Below are 17148 nucleotides of genomic sequence, written 5' to 3' on the forward strand. Positions count from 1 at the left end.
TGGTTTTGTTTTGTCTTGTGGGGTTTACTTGCTTTTTTTATCTTAGCAAAAATCTATTCCATGAAATTTTCTTTTTTTTTACTAGTATTCACCACTACCCTTTTTGCTCAAACGGATTACCCTAAAGATTATTTCTCTCCTCCATTGGATATTCCGTTGCAATTGTCTGGAAATTTTGGTGAATTGAGGCCTAATCACTTTCATGCGGGTTTTGATATTAAAACCCTTCAAAAAGAAGGCTTAAACGTGTATGCAGTGGCAGATGGATATGTTTCCAGAATCAAGATTTCCACTTTTGGGAACGGAAAGACAATTTACATTGATCATCCAAATGGGTTTACTTCAGTATATGGTCATTTGCAAAAAGCAACTGATTCGATCGAAAGTTTTATAAAGAAAACGCATTATAAAGAACAGTCTTTTGAAATTGAAATGTATTTCAAACCCAATGAAATGCCTGTCAAAAAAGGACAATTGATTGCACTTTCTGGGAATTCTGGTGCTTCCGAAGGGCCTCATTTGCATTTTGAATTTCGAGATACAAAAACGGAGAAAATCATCAATCCTATGTTTTTTGGTTTTGATGCCTTGTTAAAAGATTCCAAGAAACCGATAGTTTCCAATTTGTATGCTTTTCCTTTGGATTCAAAAACAACAGTCAATAATTCGCAACGACCTATTCCAGTTAATTTGTCCTTGCAAAAAGACGGAACCTATTTGGCAGATAAAGTTATTTCTAATGGAAAAATAGGTTTTGGTATTATAGCGTTCGATTATGATGATGTCTCTTTTAATAGAAACGGTGTTTTTGACGTTAATTTGTCCTGCAACGGAAAATCTATTTTCGGCTATCAATTTAATACCTATGCTTTTGATGAGATGAGATACATAAATGCTTTAATCGATTACTCACGTTACAAAAAAACGGGGCAAAGGATTCAAAAGTTGTTTATGGATCCTCCTTATAATTTAAGTATTATAAAAACGGATGCTGAAAATGGTGTTGTTTCTGTTGTGCCTAACTTAACTTCGGTTTGTAATTTGGAGGTTTCTGATTTTTTTGGAAATAAAACTAAAATTGCAATTCCTGTAGAATATGACATTCTTACAACTATAATCGAAAACGAACCAGTAGTTTCTAATTATGTTGTAAAAGCTTCTAAAGATTGTTTTTTTGAAAAAGATAAATGTTCCGTTTTCTTTCCTGCTGGGACTTTTTACAACGACTTCAATTTGAATTTTGATGCAAAGAATGGTGTTTTGACTGTACATGACGATACGGTTCCAGCGCATACAAATTTTACAATTAGTATTGAGAATGATAGTTTTTCTTTAGGTCAAAAAGACAAAGTGTTTATTGGGCGAATAGATGGAGGAAGGGTAAGTTACAATACAACTCGAAAGAAAGATAATGTGTATGAGATTAGGGTTAAAACATTAGGTCAGTATAAATTAGTTTTAGACACCATTACGCCGGTTATTAAGATTGCAAAATCTATTGAAGGAAAACGATTGGATAACCAAAAAAGACTTCAAGTGAGTATTTCAGATGGTATGTCTGGAATAAAATCATATAATGGTTATCTTAACGGGAAATGGATTTTGATGGAATATGACAACAAAACAAAACTTTTAACCCATGATTTTAGTGACGGAATCGTAGCTGAAGGAGACAATGAATTAAAAGTAGTCGTGGTTGATAATGTAGGGAATTCTGCTACCTTTGAAACTCATTTTCTAAGAAATCAAAAAAAGTAAAAGCGAAATCAATTGAATATTATTAAATCCCTGTATTGTTTTGTTTTTTTGGGTATGGGAATAAATGCATATTCCCAAACGGCTTATGTAAAAGGTATTGTTTTGGATGAAAAGAATCATCCGGTTGAGGGTGTGAATGTGATTTGTGCCAATAACAGCAATCAAACCGATAAAAAGGGATTTTATCAGATTGCTGTTCCATCCAATCAAAGTGTTATAGTCGAATTTACTCATGTTTCGTTGAAAAAAGCAAGTCTGAAAATTTCTCTGCTGCCCAATGAAGTATATGTATTTAATATGTATATGAATGATCAGGCAGAACAGATGGGGGAGGTTGTTATAAATAATAATAAAAAATCGGTTCAAGGGATTCTTACTTTTGAAGCCAAAGACATACGGTTTATTCCAGGTGCTAATGCGGGTATAGAAAATGTCCTGAAAACATTACCGGGAGTCAATTCGAATAATGAACTCAGTACACAATATTCGGTTCGCGGAGGAAATTATGACGAGAATTTGGTTTATGTCAATGAAGTTGAAGTGTATCGCCCTTTTCTGATTCGTTCGGGGCAACAGGAAGGATTGAGTTTTGTTAATACTGATTTAGTACAAAATATAGAGTTTTCGGCTGGAGGTTTTCAGGCAAAGTACGGTGATAAAATGTCGTCTGTTTTGGATATCACCTATAGAAATCCGACACAATTTGGTGCCATTCTAGAAATGAGTTTCCTAGGCGGAAGCCTTGCTGTTGATGCGGTTTCTAAAGATAAAAAATGGTCTGCAATTACTGGAATAAGATATAGAAATAATAGTCTTCTTGTCAATAGCCAAGAAACCCAAACGAATTACACTCCTACTTTTGCAGATATTCAAACTAATATCAATTATCAGGCTTCACCAAAATGGCAATGGAGTTTTTTGGGGAATATTTCCCAGAATAAGTATTTGTACCAACCACTGACTCGCCAAACCAATTTTGGTACTGCAGATGCGCCAATGGCTCTTGCGGTTTATTACGAAGGCAAGGAAAAAGATAAATATGATACTTATTTTGGAGCTTTAAAAAGTACTTACCAAGTGAATGATAGTTTTACCTTAAAATTTATTGGGTCAGTATTTCATACGATAGAACAAGAATATTTTGATATTTATGCACAGTATCGTTTAGGGGAAGTGGATACTAATATTGGATCGGACACTTATGGCGATATTGCCTTTTCAAGAGGAATTGGTTCCCAACTCAATCACGCCCGAAATGATTTGGATGCTTTAATTGCCAATTTGGAAGTAAAAGGCTTTAAAAATTGGAAGCAAAATCAAATCGAATGGGGAGTGAAATACACCAGAGAATCTATTCGAGACAGAGTTTCAGAATGGGAAGTCATTGATTCGGCAGGGTTTTCAATACGACCTCCAATTGTATTGCCTAAAAACGACGAGCCTTATCAGTCATATGCAGGACTGCTGATTCCATATCAATATGTGTATGCCACTAATTTTACCAATATTGATAGATTTTCGGCTTATGGACAATGGGGACGAAAAGACAATTTAGGAACAAACGAGATTTGGTATAATTTGGGTATACGAATGCAAAATTGGGAAGTGTCAGGTGATAATTTAGCTAGTAATTTTCAAACTATTTTTAGTCCGAGAGCCCAATTTGCCATCAAACCAGATTGGAAAAAAGATATGCTTTTCAGATTTACAGCAGGTATCTATAGTCAGCCACCATTTTATAGGGAGTTGCGTGATTATGATGGAGTAGTGCAACCCGATACTAAAGCCCAAAAATCCCTAAATATTGTTTTGGGGAATGATTATAGTTTCAAAATGTGGAAACGCCCATTTAAATTGGTTACCGAAGCCTATTATAAAAAAATGACGGATGTAAATCCTTATACGGTTGATAATGTAAGGATACGCTATGCTGCGGATAATAATGCTGTTGCCTATGCACAAGGGATTGATGTTCGGCTTAATGGAGAATTTGTTCCTGGAACCGATTCTTGGATTAGTTTTGGGTATTTAAAAACTGAAGAGAATATTGACAACAAAGGATATATCGCCAGACCAACAGATCAACGATTAAAATTTGGGCTTTTGTTCCAGGATTATATGCCAAAGATTCCAAGTTTAAAACTGTATCTTAATATGGTTTACAATACTGGATTGCCTGGTGGTTCACCCGCTTATGCAGATCCCTATTTGTACCAAAACAGATTGAACGATTATCGACGAGTTGATGTTGGGTTTTCAAAAGTCTTTATTGATCAAAAGGTCGGGATGTCCAAAAAGAAATTTTTTAAGAATTTTAAAGAGCTATCTTTGGGTTTTGAAATTTTTAATCTTTTTGATAATCAAAATGCCATTACCAATACTTGGGTTCGTGATGTATATACCAAAACAGAATATGCGATTCCAAATTATATGACCACCCGAGTTTTTAACTTGAAGTTAAATATGAGATTGTAGCCTGTTTTTTCGGGATTACCAGAATTAATAAATCTGTTGTATATTTCCTTTCCGTTTTTAAAAATGATTACATTTGAGTTTATTTTTTAATACTAGAATTATTATGAGAACATCACGTTTTGTCTATATTGGGATTTCGCTTTTGCTTTTAGCAAGCTGTAAAGAAGAAATTGAAAAGCCGAAAGTGACTTACGATGCTTCAAAAGTTGGGAGAGAACTCACCAAAGCTGATTCTACCCAAATAAAAATTGCAGATTTACCAATACAGATGACGGGGACTGATTATTTAATCCATCCAGTAGGTGATTTGAGTGTTTATGAAAAAGGCTCCAAAAACAGATACGGTTCTTCGAGTGTGAATGATTTGAGTTTTACTATATCAAATGCTTCCGAGTATGAAATTACAGGATATTTACAAAATCTTAAATTTCAAAGAATAGGTTCAGATTCTATAAAAGCATTAACAGACAAACCTGTTTTGATTCAAACTGCAACGTACTTAAAAACAGTTTCCGATAAAATTAACAAGCAAATTATGGTGTATTCGATGATGGATTTGGATACCAATAAAGACGGAAAACTCGATGTAAGTGATATCACAACATTGTATTTAAGCAAAATTAGTGGAGATAAATTAACCAAAGTTTCAGCTGATTTTCAGGAATTGATTGATTGGAATCTAATTGAATCTCAAAATCGTTTGTACTTTAGAACTGTTGAAGACACCAATAAAAACGGGAAATTTGACAGTAAAGATGTAGTGCATTATAATTACATCGATTTGGCTAATAAAGACTGGAAAGTAGAGAGCTATAATCCAATATAAAAAGCTAAATCAAAATATCGCTTTCCAAATCGGATTTTTCTATTTCAAAATCAAAACCCAGTTGCGTTACCAACTGAATTACCAAGTTTTTATACCAATTCTCGGATTTGGGATGGATGTATATTTTTTCAATCAATTGGGTAATATCCACATTTATTTTTAGGCCATCATTTAATTTGATGGTATTCTCGGTCACATCGGTAATGATTCGTACCTCACGTTCGTATTGAAAACTTTTTCGTTTGAACAAAAAAGGGAAAAACAAATCGTCAAACGGAATATATTCTTTTTTGTAATCGATATAATTGACTTCTCCAATATACTGCTTGTAATTTTTTTCGGGAATCAAGGCATCCTGAAGTCTTTTTACTGTAGATTGTATGGCCAGTCCTTCACTGTTTTGGGTAAAAATTTGCCACATGGCAAATGATTCGTATTCATTAATATGCCAACTGCTGATAGCGACTTTCTCCCGATGCGTTTTGTAGTAATTTAAAAAGTCAGGATTGTCTATCGAAAGTTTTTTGATTTCCTCAAATGTAGGTTCGCTAAAAGTACCTTCGTATTGATCTTCAAATTTATCCGATCGGGACATGAATAATTTTCGCGAAAGCAATAAATCCAAAAACTTCGACAAGTCCAGATATTTCCATACAATGGTATCTGAATCTTGTGGAAGTTTTATGTTAGGATTGTTTAGATACATAATTAGAATTATATAGGGGAAGTCATTAGAAATCTAAATTACTAATCTAAATTATGATTCAAAACTTTGCATCGTTACCAATTTGTTATAAGTGCCATCCAAAGCGATAAGTTCTTCGTGTTTTCCTTGCTCCACAATTTTTCCTTTTTTCATAACCACAATAACATCTGCCTTTTGTATGGTCGAAAGACGATGTGCGATTACAATAGAAGTTCTGTTTTGCATCATATTTTCAAGAGCCACTTGTACAAATTTTTCACTTTCCGTGTCCAAAGCAGATGTAGCTTCATCCAGAATCATGATTGGAGGGTTTTTTAACACGGCGCGGGCAATAGAAAGTCTTTGTTTTTGCCCTCCGGAAAGTTTGTTTCCGCTGTCGCCAATGTTGGTGTAAATACCTTTTGGGAGTTCTTGTACAAATTCGTAGGCATTCGCTATTTTTAGGGCTTCGATGATTTCCTCGTCAGTTGCATCAAGTTTTCCTAAGGATATATTAGCTTTTATGGTATCATTAAATAAAATACTGTCTTGTGTCACCAATCCCATTAATCCACGAAGTGATTGCAAATTCAAATCTTTTATAGCAACACCGTCGATAGCTATGCTCCCTTCATTTACATCGTAAAAGCGGGTTAGCAAATTGGCAATAGTACTTTTTCCGCTTCCTGATTGTCCCACAAGCGCAACAGTTTGACCTTTTTTTACGGTAAGTGAAAAATGCTTTAATACATTTTCATCTTCGTATTTAAAGTTGATGTTTTGAATTTCAATTTCAGAATCGAAAGTATTTTTTTCTACAGCGTCAATTTTACTGGTGATTGGATTTTCTTGATCCAAGATTTCTAAAACACGTTCTGCAGCTGCATTTCCTCTTTTGATTGCATAGGATGCTTTCGAAATAGATTTTGCGGGAGTCAGGATGTTGTAAGCCAATCCCATATAAGCGATGAAAGAAGCGCCATTCAGTGTTTTGTCTATTAAAACCATATGCCCTCCATACCAAAGCAAAATGGCAATAACCATAATTCCCATGAATTCACTGGCCGGAGAAGCTAAGTTTTGACGATTACCAATACTATTCGATAAAAGAAAAAAACGTTGAGTCGATTCTTGAAAAACGCGGTTGAAATAATTCTCGGAATTATATCCTTTTACTACTTTTAATCCTCCCATTGTTTCTTCAATGGTCGATAAAAAGATTCCTTGTTCTTCTTGTGCTCTGGTTGATTTCTTTTTTAATTGTTTTCCAATAAGGGAAATAACATAACCCGAAATGGGGATAAAAATAAATACAAAAAGTGTTAATTGGGTACTGATCGTAACCATTGTTATTAAAGTAAAAACAATAGTCAGAGGCTCTTTTACAATAAGTTCCAGAATAGACAAGAAGGAAGTTTGAACTTCATTGACATCTCCCGAAATCCTAGAAATAACATCACCTTTTCTTTTTTCAGAATAGAAAGCCAATGGCAATTCAATTGTCTTTTTGTACATGGCATTTCGCATGTCTCTCAAAATTCCATTTCGTAAAAAAGTGATGAAAAACATCGCTAGATAATCACATAAATTTTTTAATAAAAAGATTGATATGATTATAGCGACCATTATAGTTAAAGTACGTCCTACACCAAATGTATCAGTGGTGTGGGTAATGTAATAACTTAAATATTCCTCACCATATTTTTTGAGTTCCCATATTCCTTTATAAACCGGCATTTCAGTATTTCTTTTAGTTTGATCAAATAAAACCTGCATCATCGGAATCAAGGAAACAAAAGAAAGTGTACTAAAGAGGGCGTATAGAACATTGAAAAAAATGTTCATATAGGCATACTTTTTATACGGAATTACAAAAGGAAATATTCTTTTAAAATTGTTCATTAGCTCAACTGCATTGCTGTAATTATGTTTTTAATCTTTTCGTTTAAGATTTCCTCAACTTTGGTAAAATTGGCAACGCTGTCTAATTCTGTTTTTACGCTGATATAAAATTTAATTTTAGGCTCAGTTCCACTTGGTCTGGCACATATTTTAGAACCATCTTCGGTATAGTAAATCAATACATCCGATTTTGGCATATCCATAGTTTCTTCTTCGCCTGTAAATAAGTTTTTGGCTATCGATGATTTGTAGTCTTCGACCATTACGACTCTTTGACCATTGATTTCTTTCAATGGATTTTCGCGTAAGGAAATCATCATCTGATTGATTTCGGCCAATCCTTCCATTCCTTTTTTGGTAATAGAAACCAAATGCTCTTTGTAAAATCCAAAATCTACATAATATTGTAGTAAGGTGTTGTAAACAGAACTTCCTTTAGCTTTGGCCTGTGCCGCAACTTCGCAAATCAACAAAGTAGCAGCAACAGCATCTTTATCACGAACAGCATCACCAACCATGTATCCAAAACTTTCTTCTCCACCACCAATAAATTGCAGTTCTGGAAAATCTTTAATCATTTTGGCAATCCATTTGAAGCCAGTTAATCCTACTTTGCATTCTACACCATAAGCTGTAGCGAGTTCCATAATCATTGGAGTAGAAACGATGGTAGAACCCACAAATTGTTTTCCGTTTATCTTGCCAGCTTTTTTCCATTGTTCCAATAGGAAAGCCGTCATCAAAATCATGGTTTGATTTCCGTTCAACAAGATCATTTTGCCTTCGTTGTTTCGAACAGCAACTCCCAAACGATCACAATCTGGGTCGGTACCTACAACTATATCGGCGTTCAGTTTATCCGCCAAGGCAAGTGCCATTGTCAATGCTTCCGGCTCTTCTGGGTTTGGTGATTTTACAGTTGGAAAATTTCCATCTGGTTTAGCTTGTTCTGGAACGATGTTCACATTGGTGTAACCTGCCTTTTCCAAAGTTGCAGGAACAGACATGATTGAAGTTCCGTGCAAAGAAGTGAAAACAATGTTTAAGTTGTCTTTAGCTTCCTTTGGAGTGTTGAAACTTGCATTTTCAACAGACGATTTTACAAAAGCTTCATCAATTTCGGTATCTATATATTTAATCAAACTTTCATCTGCCGAAAATTTGATTTCGTTGTAATTTAAATTTTCAATAATATCAATAATAGCTCCGTCTTGCGGAGGAACAATTTGTCCACCATCTTCCCAATATACTTTGTAACCGTTGTATTCTGGGGGATTATGTGATGCTGTTAGTACAATGCCACATTGACAACCTAAATATTTAAGCGCAAAAGACAATTCTGGAGTAGGTCTCAAGTCCGAAAACAAATAAACCTGAATTCCATTTGCAGAGAAAACATCAGCAACCACTTTGGCCAATGATTGACTGTTATGGCGACAGTCAAAAGCTATAACAGTTTTCAAAGGTTGGTTCGGAAAAGCAATTTTCAAATAATCAGAAAGTCCTTGAGTACTTTTCCCAAGGGTATATTTGTTGATTCGGTTGTTTCCAACTCCCATTACACCACGCATACCTCCAGTTCCAAACTCCAAATTTTTATAAAAACTCTCTTCCAATTCTTTTGGTGAAGTAGTCATTAATTCTTTGATTGCTACATGTGTTTCGTTGTCAAATGTTGGTGTCAACCATTCGTTTACTGCGTCTAAAATGTTTTGCGGTATATGCATTTTATATTTAGTTTATGTTGTTAATCTGCTTTGTCAAATCGAGGAGCTATTTACTTCGTCAGTTCACTTCGTTCGTGTCCTGCTATTCGCTATATCTTTTCTTGTCTAAAGAAATCAAAAAAAAGATGTCGCTACTATCAGGGCTAGACCCGTAAAGCGAGAAATTTAGTTTTTATATTCAATTCAGTAAGTTGTTTTTATAAAGACAAGAAAAAAATTAAAAATTAACCTCAGTCGAAACCTTGTAACGTTCCTCGTTGTTTTTGGTTCTCAAAATAATTTCTCCCAGAAATCCTGCCAAAAACAATTGTGTTCCCAAAACCATTGTTGTCAATGCAATGAAAAACCAGGGATTGCTTGTAACTAAGCTATATTTCATTCCCATATACATATGATATAGTTTTGAAACTCCAATATAACCAGCCAATAAAAATCCAAGAATAAACATAAAAGAACCTATTGCGCCGAATAAATGCATTGGTCTTTTTCCAAATCGGGAAAGAAACCAAATCGTTATCAAGTCCAAGAAACCATTTATGAAACGTTCCATTCCAAATTTGGTTTCACCATATTTTCTCGCTTGGTGTTGCACTATTTTTTCTCCAATTTTTCCGAAACCAGCATTTTTGGCCAAAACAGGAATATATCGGTGCATTTCACCAGATACTTCAATATTTTTTACCACAACATTTTTGTATGCTTTCAGTCCACAGTTAAAATCATTCAATTCAACTCCAGATGTTTTTCTGGCTGCCCAATTAAATAATTTAGAAGGAAGATTTTTGGCTACAACAGAGTCGTAACGTTTCTTTTTCCAACCCGAAACTAAGTCGTATTTTTCTTTGGTAATCATTTCGTACAAACCAGGAATCTCGTCCGGACTGTCCTGTAAATCGGCATCCATAGTGATGATTACATCACCTTTTGCCTTAGCAAAACCAGCATGTAAAGCTTGAGATTTTCCGAAATTTTTCATGAACTGAATCCCTTTTACATTGGGATTCTCATTGGCAAATCCGGATATAATATTCCAGGATTCATCTGTACTTCCGTCATCTAGAAAAATGATCTCGTAACTGTAATTGTTAGATTTCATTATCGAAATGATCCAAGTGTACAACTCTTGTAAGGATTCCTCTTCGTTAAGAAGCGGTATAAGTATAGATAAATTCATTTAAATTTTTATTCTTGTGTAGTTTTGCTTTTAAAAAAGGCTGCTAAAATTAACCCTAAAATGGAGTAAAGTGCAAGACTGAAAACTAATCCTTTTAGTTGTTCTAAAGTTGAAAAAGGACTGGTTTCTCTCATTTTTGCTAATGCTTCATTTACTGCAGAGGCTGGTGTTCCAAATTTTTGTAACGTTTCAGCCATATATTTTATAAGGTATTCGCTTATAGTATCTTTTGCCTCTGGGTCAATTACGTTAAATAATAAAATACTGAATAATGTTGAAATTAAAAGAGCAGCTAAAACGGCAATAAAATAAGTAGTGAATGCATCTTTAAAGGAGAGAAAACCATTAAGATCTTTTTTTGTTTTTACAAGTAAAAAAATACCAATAACCAAGTAAATAACAAATGTTGATGCTCCTATCCAGCCAGAAACAAATAATTTCAAGTCAATTGTATACATCGTAGCTGTAATTAATGCTAAAATAACACCTAAGGTAATTCCGTAAGTAATCCCGTTCTTTTTAATGGCTTCATTAATCATATTTCTATATGTTTTAAAATTAATTCACAAATATAACAATTCCCAATATAATGGCGTGTAAAAAATGATTTTTAAGTCTATATAAAAAAAGTTGAACAAAGGTTTGTATATTGAAAAATAAGTGTAAATTTGCAAACTCAAAATAATATTGTAAAACAAAAAGTTATAGCGTGTTTATACCTTTTCTGTTAGAAGAAAAGCTTCAAGACAAGTTATGATTAACAAATAAAAAAGATTCAAGATGAAAAAAGGTGTACACCCAGAAAACTACAGATTAGTTGCTTTTAAAGACATGTCAAATGAAGATGTTTTTATCACTAAATCTACTGCTGATACTAAAGAAACTATTATACACGAAGGTGTTGAATATCCAGTTGTAAAAATGGAGATTTCTAGAACTTCTCACCCTTTTTACACAGGTAAATCTAAACTTATTGATACTGCAGGACGTATTGATAAATTCAAAACTAAATACGCTAAACACGTTAAATAATTTTAACTTGTTTTCAAATACACTAAAGCCTCGCATTTTGCGGGGCTTTTTTTATGGAAATTTGTCTCGTATTCTTTTCGTATGGGATTCCTTACTCCTCTAAACATTTAAAAATAGTTGTAACTTTGCGGTGATAACCAAATCACATTTTAACAATTTACAATTTAATTTATGAACTACATACTTTTTGACGGTCCCGCTCGAAATGCTTTGTTGCCCTTTACTTTTACACGTCCTGTTGCCGATATTCTTGTTGGTATTATGACAATTCGCCAAAAATGGGAAGCATATTTGGGGTCTACCACGACAACAGTAACTGAGGAATATTTATCAGAGAAATTTCCAATGGTAGAGTTGGAGGAAAATGTAATGATTAATGCTTCTTTTTTGCCAAATACTGTTTTGGCGGAAATGGTTAGTAATCTTAGAGCTAACCAAGCTATTTTTAAAGGGGATGATGTTATTGCTTTTTATACAAATGACGAACAGGAATCAGTAGATTTTGATACTTATGAGATTCTGGAATACAATGATGATTGTATCACTATTGAGAATACGTGGGATATTTTTTCCAAAAATGATATTGCAATTCGTGAAGATTTTGAGTTTTTGACAGAAGACAGAAAATCACAGCCGATACCAAAAAGTGTAAATGTAATTGCACCTGAAAATATTTTTATTGAAGAAGGAGCCAAATTGGAGTTTGTTACCCTGAATGCTTCAAGTGGGCCTATATATATAGGTAAAGATTCTGAAATAATGGAAGGGTCTATCATTCGCGGACCATTTGCTTTATGCGAAAATGCGCAGGTAAAAATGGGAGCTAAAGTTTATGGTGCAACAACCGTTGGTCCTTATTCCAGAATTGGTGGTGAGGTTAAAAACTCAGTGCTTTTTGCATATTCTAATAAAGGACATGATGGATTTCTTGGAGATTCGGTCTTGGGGGAATGGTGTAATATTGGTGCCGACAGTAATAATTCTAATTTGAAAAATAATTATGAAGAAGTAAAATTGTGGAGCTATGAAACCGAAGGTTTTGCCAAAACAGGTCTTCAATTTTGTGGATTAATGATGGGGGATCATAGTAAATGCGGAATCAATACCATGTTCAATACAGGAACGGTGGTAGGAGTGAGTGCCAATATTTTTGGAAGTGGTTTTCCACGCAACTTTGTTCCAAGTTTCTCTTGGGGAGGAGCAGCAGGATTTGCCACTTATGTGACCAAGAAAGCTTTTGAAACGGCAAGATTAGTTATGAGCCGCAGAAATATAGAGTTTGATGAGAAAGAAGCGGCTATTTTGGAGCATATTTTTGAGGAGTCAAAAAAATGGAGAAAAGAATAGCTCTGGGATAGTTAAAATTTTAGACTTCTAGAATTTTTTATGGATTCGATAATTTGTATAAACTACTATGCAAATTATCGAATTTTTAGTTTTAATAAAAATCTAAGAAGTCTATGAATCTAATTGTGTTGTCCAATTATTTAATTAATCTATCTTTGCACCTTCAAAAAATAACGGCTAGGGGATCTAATAATCTAAGTAGTCTAATAATCTAAAAATCTAAATGATTACAATTAACGATATTTCGGTTCAATTTGGAGGTACCACACTTTTTAGTGATGTTTCTTTTGCAATAAATGAAAATGATAAAATTGCCCTTATGGGTAAAAATGGCGCTGGTAAATCAACGCTATTAAAGATTATTGCAGGACAAGGCAAACCTTCTACTGGAAATGTTTCTGTGCCAAAAGAAGCTGTTGTTGCTTATTTACCACAGCATTTATTGACCACCGATGGCGCTACGGTAATGGAAGAAGCATCTAAAGCTTTTGGTGAAATCTTCAGTATGAAATCCGAAATAGATGAAATTAATGAGCAATTGACTATTCGTACCGATTATGAAAGTGATGCGTATATGAAATTGATCGAAAGAGTTTCTGATTTAAGCGAAAAATATTATGCCATTGAGGAGGTAAATTATGAAGCTGAAGTAGAGAAAATTTTAATGGGTCTTGGTTTTGTTCGTGAAGATTTTACACGCCAAACTTCAGAGTTTTCCGGAGGTTGGAGAATGCGAATCGAATTGGCTAAAATACTTTTACAAAAACCCGATTTAATTTTGCTGGATGAGCCTACCAATCACATGGATATTGAAAGTATTCAATGGTTAGAAGATTTCTTGATCAATTCGGCTAAAGCGGTTGTGGTTATTTCGCACGATAGAGCTTTTGTAGATAATATTACAAATCGAACTATTGAAGTGACAATGGGACGTATTTATGATTACAAAGCAAAGTATACTCATTATTTAGAGTTGAGAAAAGACCGTCGTCTGCATCAGCAAAAAGCGTATGATGAGCAACAAAAAATGATTGCAGATAACCGAGCTTTTATTGATCGATTCAAAGGGACATTTTCTAAAACTGATGCGGTTCAGTCTCGAGTTAAAATGCTTGAAAAATTAGTTATTGTTCAGGTTGATGAAGTAGATACTTCGGCATTGAAATTAAAATTTCCTCCTGCAGCTCGTTCTGGACAATATCCTGTTATTGTAAAAGATATGTCTAAATCCTATGGAGATCACGTGGTTTTCAAAGATGCTAATATTGTTATTGAGAGAGGGCAAAAAGTAGCTTTTGTTGGGAAAAATGGAGAAGGAAAGTCAACAATGATCAAGGCTATCATGAAGGAATTTGCTCCTGACAGCGGTTCGGTAGAAATTGGGCATAATTCTCAAATTGGGTATTTTGCTCAAAATCAAGCGGCCTTATTGGATGAAAATGCAACTATTTTTGAAACCATAGACGATATTGCGGTTGGTGATGTAAGAACGCAAATAAAAAATATCCTTGGAGCTTTCATGTTTCATGGAGATGATATTACTAAGAAAGTTAAAGTGCTTTCTGGAGGTGAAAAAACACGTTTGGCAATGATTAAATTATTGTTGGAGCCAGTGAATTTGTTAATTCTGGATGAGCCTTCAAATCACTTGGATATGAAAACCAAAGATATTATCAAGGATGCTTTGCGTGATTTTGACGGGACTTTAATTTTAGTTTCTCACGATCGTGATTTCCTTGACGGATTGGCTACAAAAGTTTTCGAATTTGGTAACAAACGTGTTGTAGAACATTTTGAAGATATTACCGGTTTCTTGGCTCACAAGAAAATGGATAGTATGAAAGAAATTGAAAAGTAAATTTTAAATTTCTTATTAAAACGAAAAAAGTAGGAGAAATTAAACTCCTGCTTTTTTTTGTTTTAAATGAATGTTTTTATATGCGTATTCCAGGTGGAAGCAATTCTTTGTAGATTGGATTTTTTTTAAAGAAAGTAACAATTTTAGGAAGAATAGGAACTACTTTTAATTTTTTTTCAATAGCAGTTTCCATGATGTTCTTTAGGAAATTAGAAAGGAGCTCCTCGTCATTATAGCCCTCAGGAGTGTTTATTTTGGTCAAAAATATTTTTTTCTCCTGAAAAGAATATTCAACAGAAACAATTCCAGTTTCAACTTTTGTTTCAAATTGTCGAGCAAAAGCATTGTCTTTAATCTCTAATTTTATGATAGTTTCCATTTTTTTGGTTGTATTGATGCAAATGATGAGCTGTTTTGTGTTTTAAGTAGTGTATAAGGTGTTAAAATTATTCTTTAATAAGTTTTATCTTTTAAAAGGTGCTTTTAAATTATTGTTGAAATAATTTGAAAGTGTCGAATTTGCTACATAATGTGCAAAGGTAATGATTTGATAATCAGATACAAATGTTTTTTGGATTAACTTGCAAAACTGAATTTTCAAAAAGCTTGGATTAGTGACTGTGAATTGTTTTTAGATCTTGTTTTAAATTTGAAATAGATGTTCAAGTAGGCTGTAAATGGGAATAAAATAATTAATTTTAAAACGGTGTATTATAATAATTGTGCAGTTAATATTTAATTAGTTATGAATAAAATTCCAGTTTATTTTATGCCAGGTTTGGCGGCTAGCGTTTCTATTTTTGAAAGGATAAAGCTTCCTGAGTTAGAATTTGAAATGTTTTTTTTGGAATGGGAAATTCCATTGGAAAAAGAATCTTTGCAAGATTATGCCAGACGGATGACAGAAAAGATTAAACATGAAAATCCGGTTTTGATAGGAGTTTCTTTTGGAGGTATTTTGGTTCAGGAAATGGTACGTTTTATTGAGGTGCGTAAAGTTATAATTATTTCCAGCGTAAAAAGTAATTTGGAGTTCCCTAAAAGAATGATGGTAGCCAAAAGTACGAAAGCTTATAAACTAATACCAATAAGTTTAGTTCAAAATATAGAAAGTCTGGCTAAATTTTCTTTTGGAAAAAAAGTAAATGAAAGACTTAAGTTGTATGAAAAATTTCTTTCGGTGCGAGATAAACGATATTTGGATTGGGCAATTGAGCAAGTTGTTTTGTGGGATAGAACGGTTGCGGATCAAAATGTTATACATATTCACGGAGATGCAGACGACGTTTTTCCAATTAAAAACATTTCTAATTGCTTAATTGTCAAAGGAGGTACTCACGTGATGATTTTGATGAAATGCAAATGGTTGAATGAAAATTTGCCTAAAATTATTCTAGATCAATATTATGATGGCAAATAATTATAACCTAACTACAGTAAGCCATGTTGGAAAAGCAATTAATTAGTGGTAAAGCTTTTTTTGCTGGATAATGATTTCATGAGATTTTCATTAATGTCTTTGCTGAAGTAATTGTAGCTGGTAATTATGGCTTCTTTAATTGGAGTCTTTATTTTTGTTTTACTTTCAAAATGCTTGATGTTTACGACATTTTTATTTTCATCAACAAAAATCGAGGTTGGAAAGCCTAAAGTATGCTTGATGGTTGCGACAATATGGGAGTCCTTGGCGTAATATTCATTAGCGTAGCATACCTTAATGTTGTCACTAAACTTGTAAGCGATATTTTTTAAATCATTTTTTTTATCCCAAAACACTACTATAATCTGCATGTCATCGCGATGTTCTTTGGCTAGTATGTTCAAAGCGGGAATCTCCCCCTTTGGGATAACAAGCCATGAAGCATAGGTGATAATGAAAATAGGTTTGGAGATTCGGTTAATTTTTACGTTTTTTTCTTTGTAAACTTTCAAGCTGAAATCATCAAATTTTGTTCCGATGAGTTTGGTTTTTACTAAGGAATCAAAAAGGTTTTTACCTTCTTCAATATTTCTTTTTTCGTAAGCTATATTGCTTGCTCTTTTATAAGGATTAATGTTTTCTTTTATGGCATCAGTTAGGTACATAATTGTATCTTGGCAATAAGATGCCGTGAAGGATAATGATAAAATTAGTGTAAGTAAAAATCTACGCATAAATCATTAATTATAAAACGATTAGCTAAAGTATTTGGTTTGTATTTAATAATGTAAAAATAACGTTGAATAGCATATTAATCCGATGTAATACTTATGGCGTAAATAAAGTCATCCTAAAACTAGAATATTTTTTTTAAAATGATAAAATAAGTGGGCTAAAATTTTATGTTGTGTTTTTTATACACTCATTTATTGTAGTAATTTTAT

At 33.4% G+C, this 17148-nt stretch carries 14 protein-coding genes; 7 read left to right on the forward strand and 7 right to left on the reverse strand.

What is annotated here, in order from left to right; all coding sequences use genetic code 11:
- Positions 1 to 60: 60 nt before the first annotated feature.
- The 3 genes from B0E44_RS12575 to B0E44_RS12585 all read left to right on the forward strand — a co-directional run bounded on the left by B0E44_RS12575 (position 61) and on the right by B0E44_RS12585 (position 5059).
- Positions 61 to 1758, forward strand: a complete 1698-nt coding sequence (locus B0E44_RS12575; RefSeq protein WP_077375602.1) for a M23 family metallopeptidase — start codon at positions 61 to 63, stop codon at positions 1756 to 1758.
- A gap of 54 nt (positions 1759 to 1812) precedes the next feature.
- Positions 1813 to 4233, forward strand: a complete 2421-nt coding sequence (locus tag B0E44_RS12580; RefSeq protein WP_077375605.1) for a carboxypeptidase-like regulatory domain-containing protein — start codon at positions 1813 to 1815, stop codon at positions 4231 to 4233.
- A 103-nt stretch (positions 4234 to 4336) separates the two neighbouring features.
- The gene (locus B0E44_RS12585; protein ID WP_077375608.1) at positions 4337 to 5059 is read left to right on the forward strand and encodes a hypothetical protein; all 723 of its coding nucleotides are present in this window, start codon (positions 4337 to 4339) and stop codon (positions 5057 to 5059) included.
- A 4-nt stretch (positions 5060 to 5063) separates the two neighbouring features.
- Here B0E44_RS12585 and B0E44_RS12590 read toward each other — a convergent pair whose 3' ends face one another.
- The 5 genes from B0E44_RS12590 to B0E44_RS12610 all read right to left on the reverse strand — a co-directional run bounded on the left by B0E44_RS12590 (position 5064) and on the right by B0E44_RS12610 (position 11086).
- Positions 5064 to 5765: a DUF2971 domain-containing protein gene (locus B0E44_RS12590; RefSeq protein WP_077375611.1), complete on the reverse strand. Its 702-nt coding sequence runs from the start codon at positions 5763 to 5765 to the stop codon at positions 5064 to 5066.
- A 51-nt stretch (positions 5766 to 5816) separates the two neighbouring features.
- Positions 5817 to 7646, reverse strand: coding sequence for an ABC transporter ATP-binding protein (locus B0E44_RS12595; protein ID WP_077375614.1), 1830 nt, complete (start codon positions 7644 to 7646; stop codon positions 5817 to 5819).
- Positions 7646 to 9373 carry a phospho-sugar mutase gene (locus B0E44_RS12600; RefSeq protein ID WP_077375617.1) on the reverse strand — a complete coding sequence of 576 codons (1728 nt, stop codon included), beginning with the start codon at positions 9371 to 9373 and terminating at the stop codon, positions 7646 to 7648. The genes B0E44_RS12595 and B0E44_RS12600 overlap by 1 nt, the downstream gene beginning before the upstream one ends.
- A 217-nt stretch (positions 9374 to 9590) precedes the next feature.
- On the reverse strand, positions 9591 to 10547 hold the full coding sequence (locus tag B0E44_RS12605) for a glycosyltransferase family 2 protein (protein WP_077375620.1): 957 nt from the start codon (positions 10545 to 10547) through the stop codon (positions 9591 to 9593).
- Between the two features lie 8 nt (positions 10548 to 10555).
- The gene (locus B0E44_RS12610; RefSeq protein ID WP_077375623.1) at positions 10556 to 11086 is read right to left on the reverse strand and encodes a DUF4199 domain-containing protein; all 531 of its coding nucleotides are present in this window, start codon (positions 11084 to 11086) and stop codon (positions 10556 to 10558) included.
- Positions 11087 to 11327: 241 nt separating this feature from the next.
- Between B0E44_RS12610 and B0E44_RS12615 the strand changes: the two genes are divergently transcribed.
- From B0E44_RS12615 to B0E44_RS12625, 3 genes are all read left to right on the forward strand, one after another.
- Entirely contained in the window at positions 11328 to 11579 is a 252-nt protein-coding gene (locus tag B0E44_RS12615) for a type B 50S ribosomal protein L31 (protein WP_077375626.1), read from the forward strand.
- A 171-nt stretch (positions 11580 to 11750) separates the two neighbouring features.
- Positions 11751 to 12926, forward strand: a complete 1176-nt coding sequence (locus tag B0E44_RS12620; protein WP_077375629.1) for a GlmU family protein — start codon at positions 11751 to 11753, stop codon at positions 12924 to 12926.
- A 223-nt stretch (positions 12927 to 13149) separates the two neighbouring features.
- Positions 13150 to 14784 carry an ABC-F family ATP-binding cassette domain-containing protein gene (locus tag B0E44_RS12625; RefSeq protein WP_077375632.1) on the forward strand — a complete coding sequence of 545 codons (1635 nt, stop codon included), beginning with the start codon at positions 13150 to 13152 and terminating at the stop codon, positions 14782 to 14784.
- A 76-nt stretch (positions 14785 to 14860) separates the two neighbouring features.
- Here B0E44_RS12625 and B0E44_RS12630 read toward each other — a convergent pair whose 3' ends face one another.
- The gene (locus tag B0E44_RS12630) at positions 14861 to 15163 is read right to left on the reverse strand and encodes a GNAT family N-acetyltransferase (RefSeq protein ID WP_077375635.1); all 303 of its coding nucleotides are present in this window, start codon (positions 15161 to 15163) and stop codon (positions 14861 to 14863) included.
- A 366-nt stretch (positions 15164 to 15529) separates the two neighbouring features.
- Between B0E44_RS12630 and B0E44_RS12635 the strand changes: the two genes are divergently transcribed.
- Positions 15530 to 16204, forward strand: coding sequence for an alpha/beta hydrolase (locus B0E44_RS12635; RefSeq protein ID WP_077375638.1), 675 nt, complete (start codon positions 15530 to 15532; stop codon positions 16202 to 16204).
- Positions 16205 to 16242: 38 nt separating this feature from the next.
- Here B0E44_RS12635 and B0E44_RS12640 read toward each other — a convergent pair whose 3' ends face one another.
- Positions 16243 to 16938, reverse strand: a complete 696-nt coding sequence (locus B0E44_RS12640) for a thioredoxin family protein (RefSeq protein WP_124019327.1) — start codon at positions 16936 to 16938, stop codon at positions 16243 to 16245.
- Between the last annotated feature and the right edge of the window lie 210 nt (positions 16939 to 17148).

The organism is Flavobacterium sp. A45 (assembly GCF_002001005.1).
GTDB lineage: Bacteria > Bacteroidota > Bacteroidia > Flavobacteriales > Flavobacteriaceae > Flavobacterium.

What these genes read in the sequence shown, in the direction of transcription:
- B0E44_RS12575 (WP_077375602.1), top strand. Translation starts at nt 61, where the DNA reads ATGAAATTTTCTTTTTTTTTACTAGTATTCACCACTACCCTTTTTGCT.
- B0E44_RS12580 (WP_077375605.1), top strand. Translation starts at nt 1,813, where the DNA reads ATGGGAATAAATGCATATTCCCAAACGGCTTATGTAAAAGGTATTGTT.
- B0E44_RS12585 (WP_077375608.1), top strand. Translation starts at nt 4,337, where the DNA reads ATGAGAACATCACGTTTTGTCTATATTGGGATTTCGCTTTTGCTTTTA.
- B0E44_RS12590 (WP_077375611.1), bottom strand. Translation starts at nt 5,765, where the DNA reads ATGTATCTAAACAATCCTAACATAAAACTTCCACAAGATTCAGATACC.
- B0E44_RS12595 (WP_077375614.1), bottom strand. Translation starts at nt 7,646, where the DNA reads ATGAACAATTTTAAAAGAATATTTCCTTTTGTAATTCCGTATAAAAAG.
- B0E44_RS12600 (WP_077375617.1), bottom strand. Translation starts at nt 9,373, where the DNA reads ATGCATATACCGCAAAACATTTTAGACGCAGTAAACGAATGGTTGACA.
- B0E44_RS12605 (WP_077375620.1), bottom strand. Translation starts at nt 10,547, where the DNA reads ATGAATTTATCTATACTTATACCGCTTCTTAACGAAGAGGAATCCTTA.
- B0E44_RS12610 (WP_077375623.1), bottom strand. Translation starts at nt 11,086, where the DNA reads ATGATTAATGAAGCCATTAAAAAGAACGGGATTACTTACGGAATTACC.
- B0E44_RS12615 (WP_077375626.1), top strand. Translation starts at nt 11,328, where the DNA reads ATGAAAAAAGGTGTACACCCAGAAAACTACAGATTAGTTGCTTTTAAA.
- B0E44_RS12620 (WP_077375629.1), top strand. Translation starts at nt 11,751, where the DNA reads ATGAACTACATACTTTTTGACGGTCCCGCTCGAAATGCTTTGTTGCCC.
- B0E44_RS12625 (WP_077375632.1), top strand. Translation starts at nt 13,150, where the DNA reads ATGATTACAATTAACGATATTTCGGTTCAATTTGGAGGTACCACACTT.
- B0E44_RS12630 (WP_077375635.1), bottom strand. Translation starts at nt 15,163, where the DNA reads ATGGAAACTATCATAAAATTAGAGATTAAAGACAATGCTTTTGCTCGA.
- B0E44_RS12635 (WP_077375638.1), top strand. Translation starts at nt 15,530, where the DNA reads ATGAATAAAATTCCAGTTTATTTTATGCCAGGTTTGGCGGCTAGCGTT.
- B0E44_RS12640 (WP_124019327.1), bottom strand. Translation starts at nt 16,938, where the DNA reads ATGCGTAGATTTTTACTTACACTAATTTTATCATTATCCTTCACGGCA.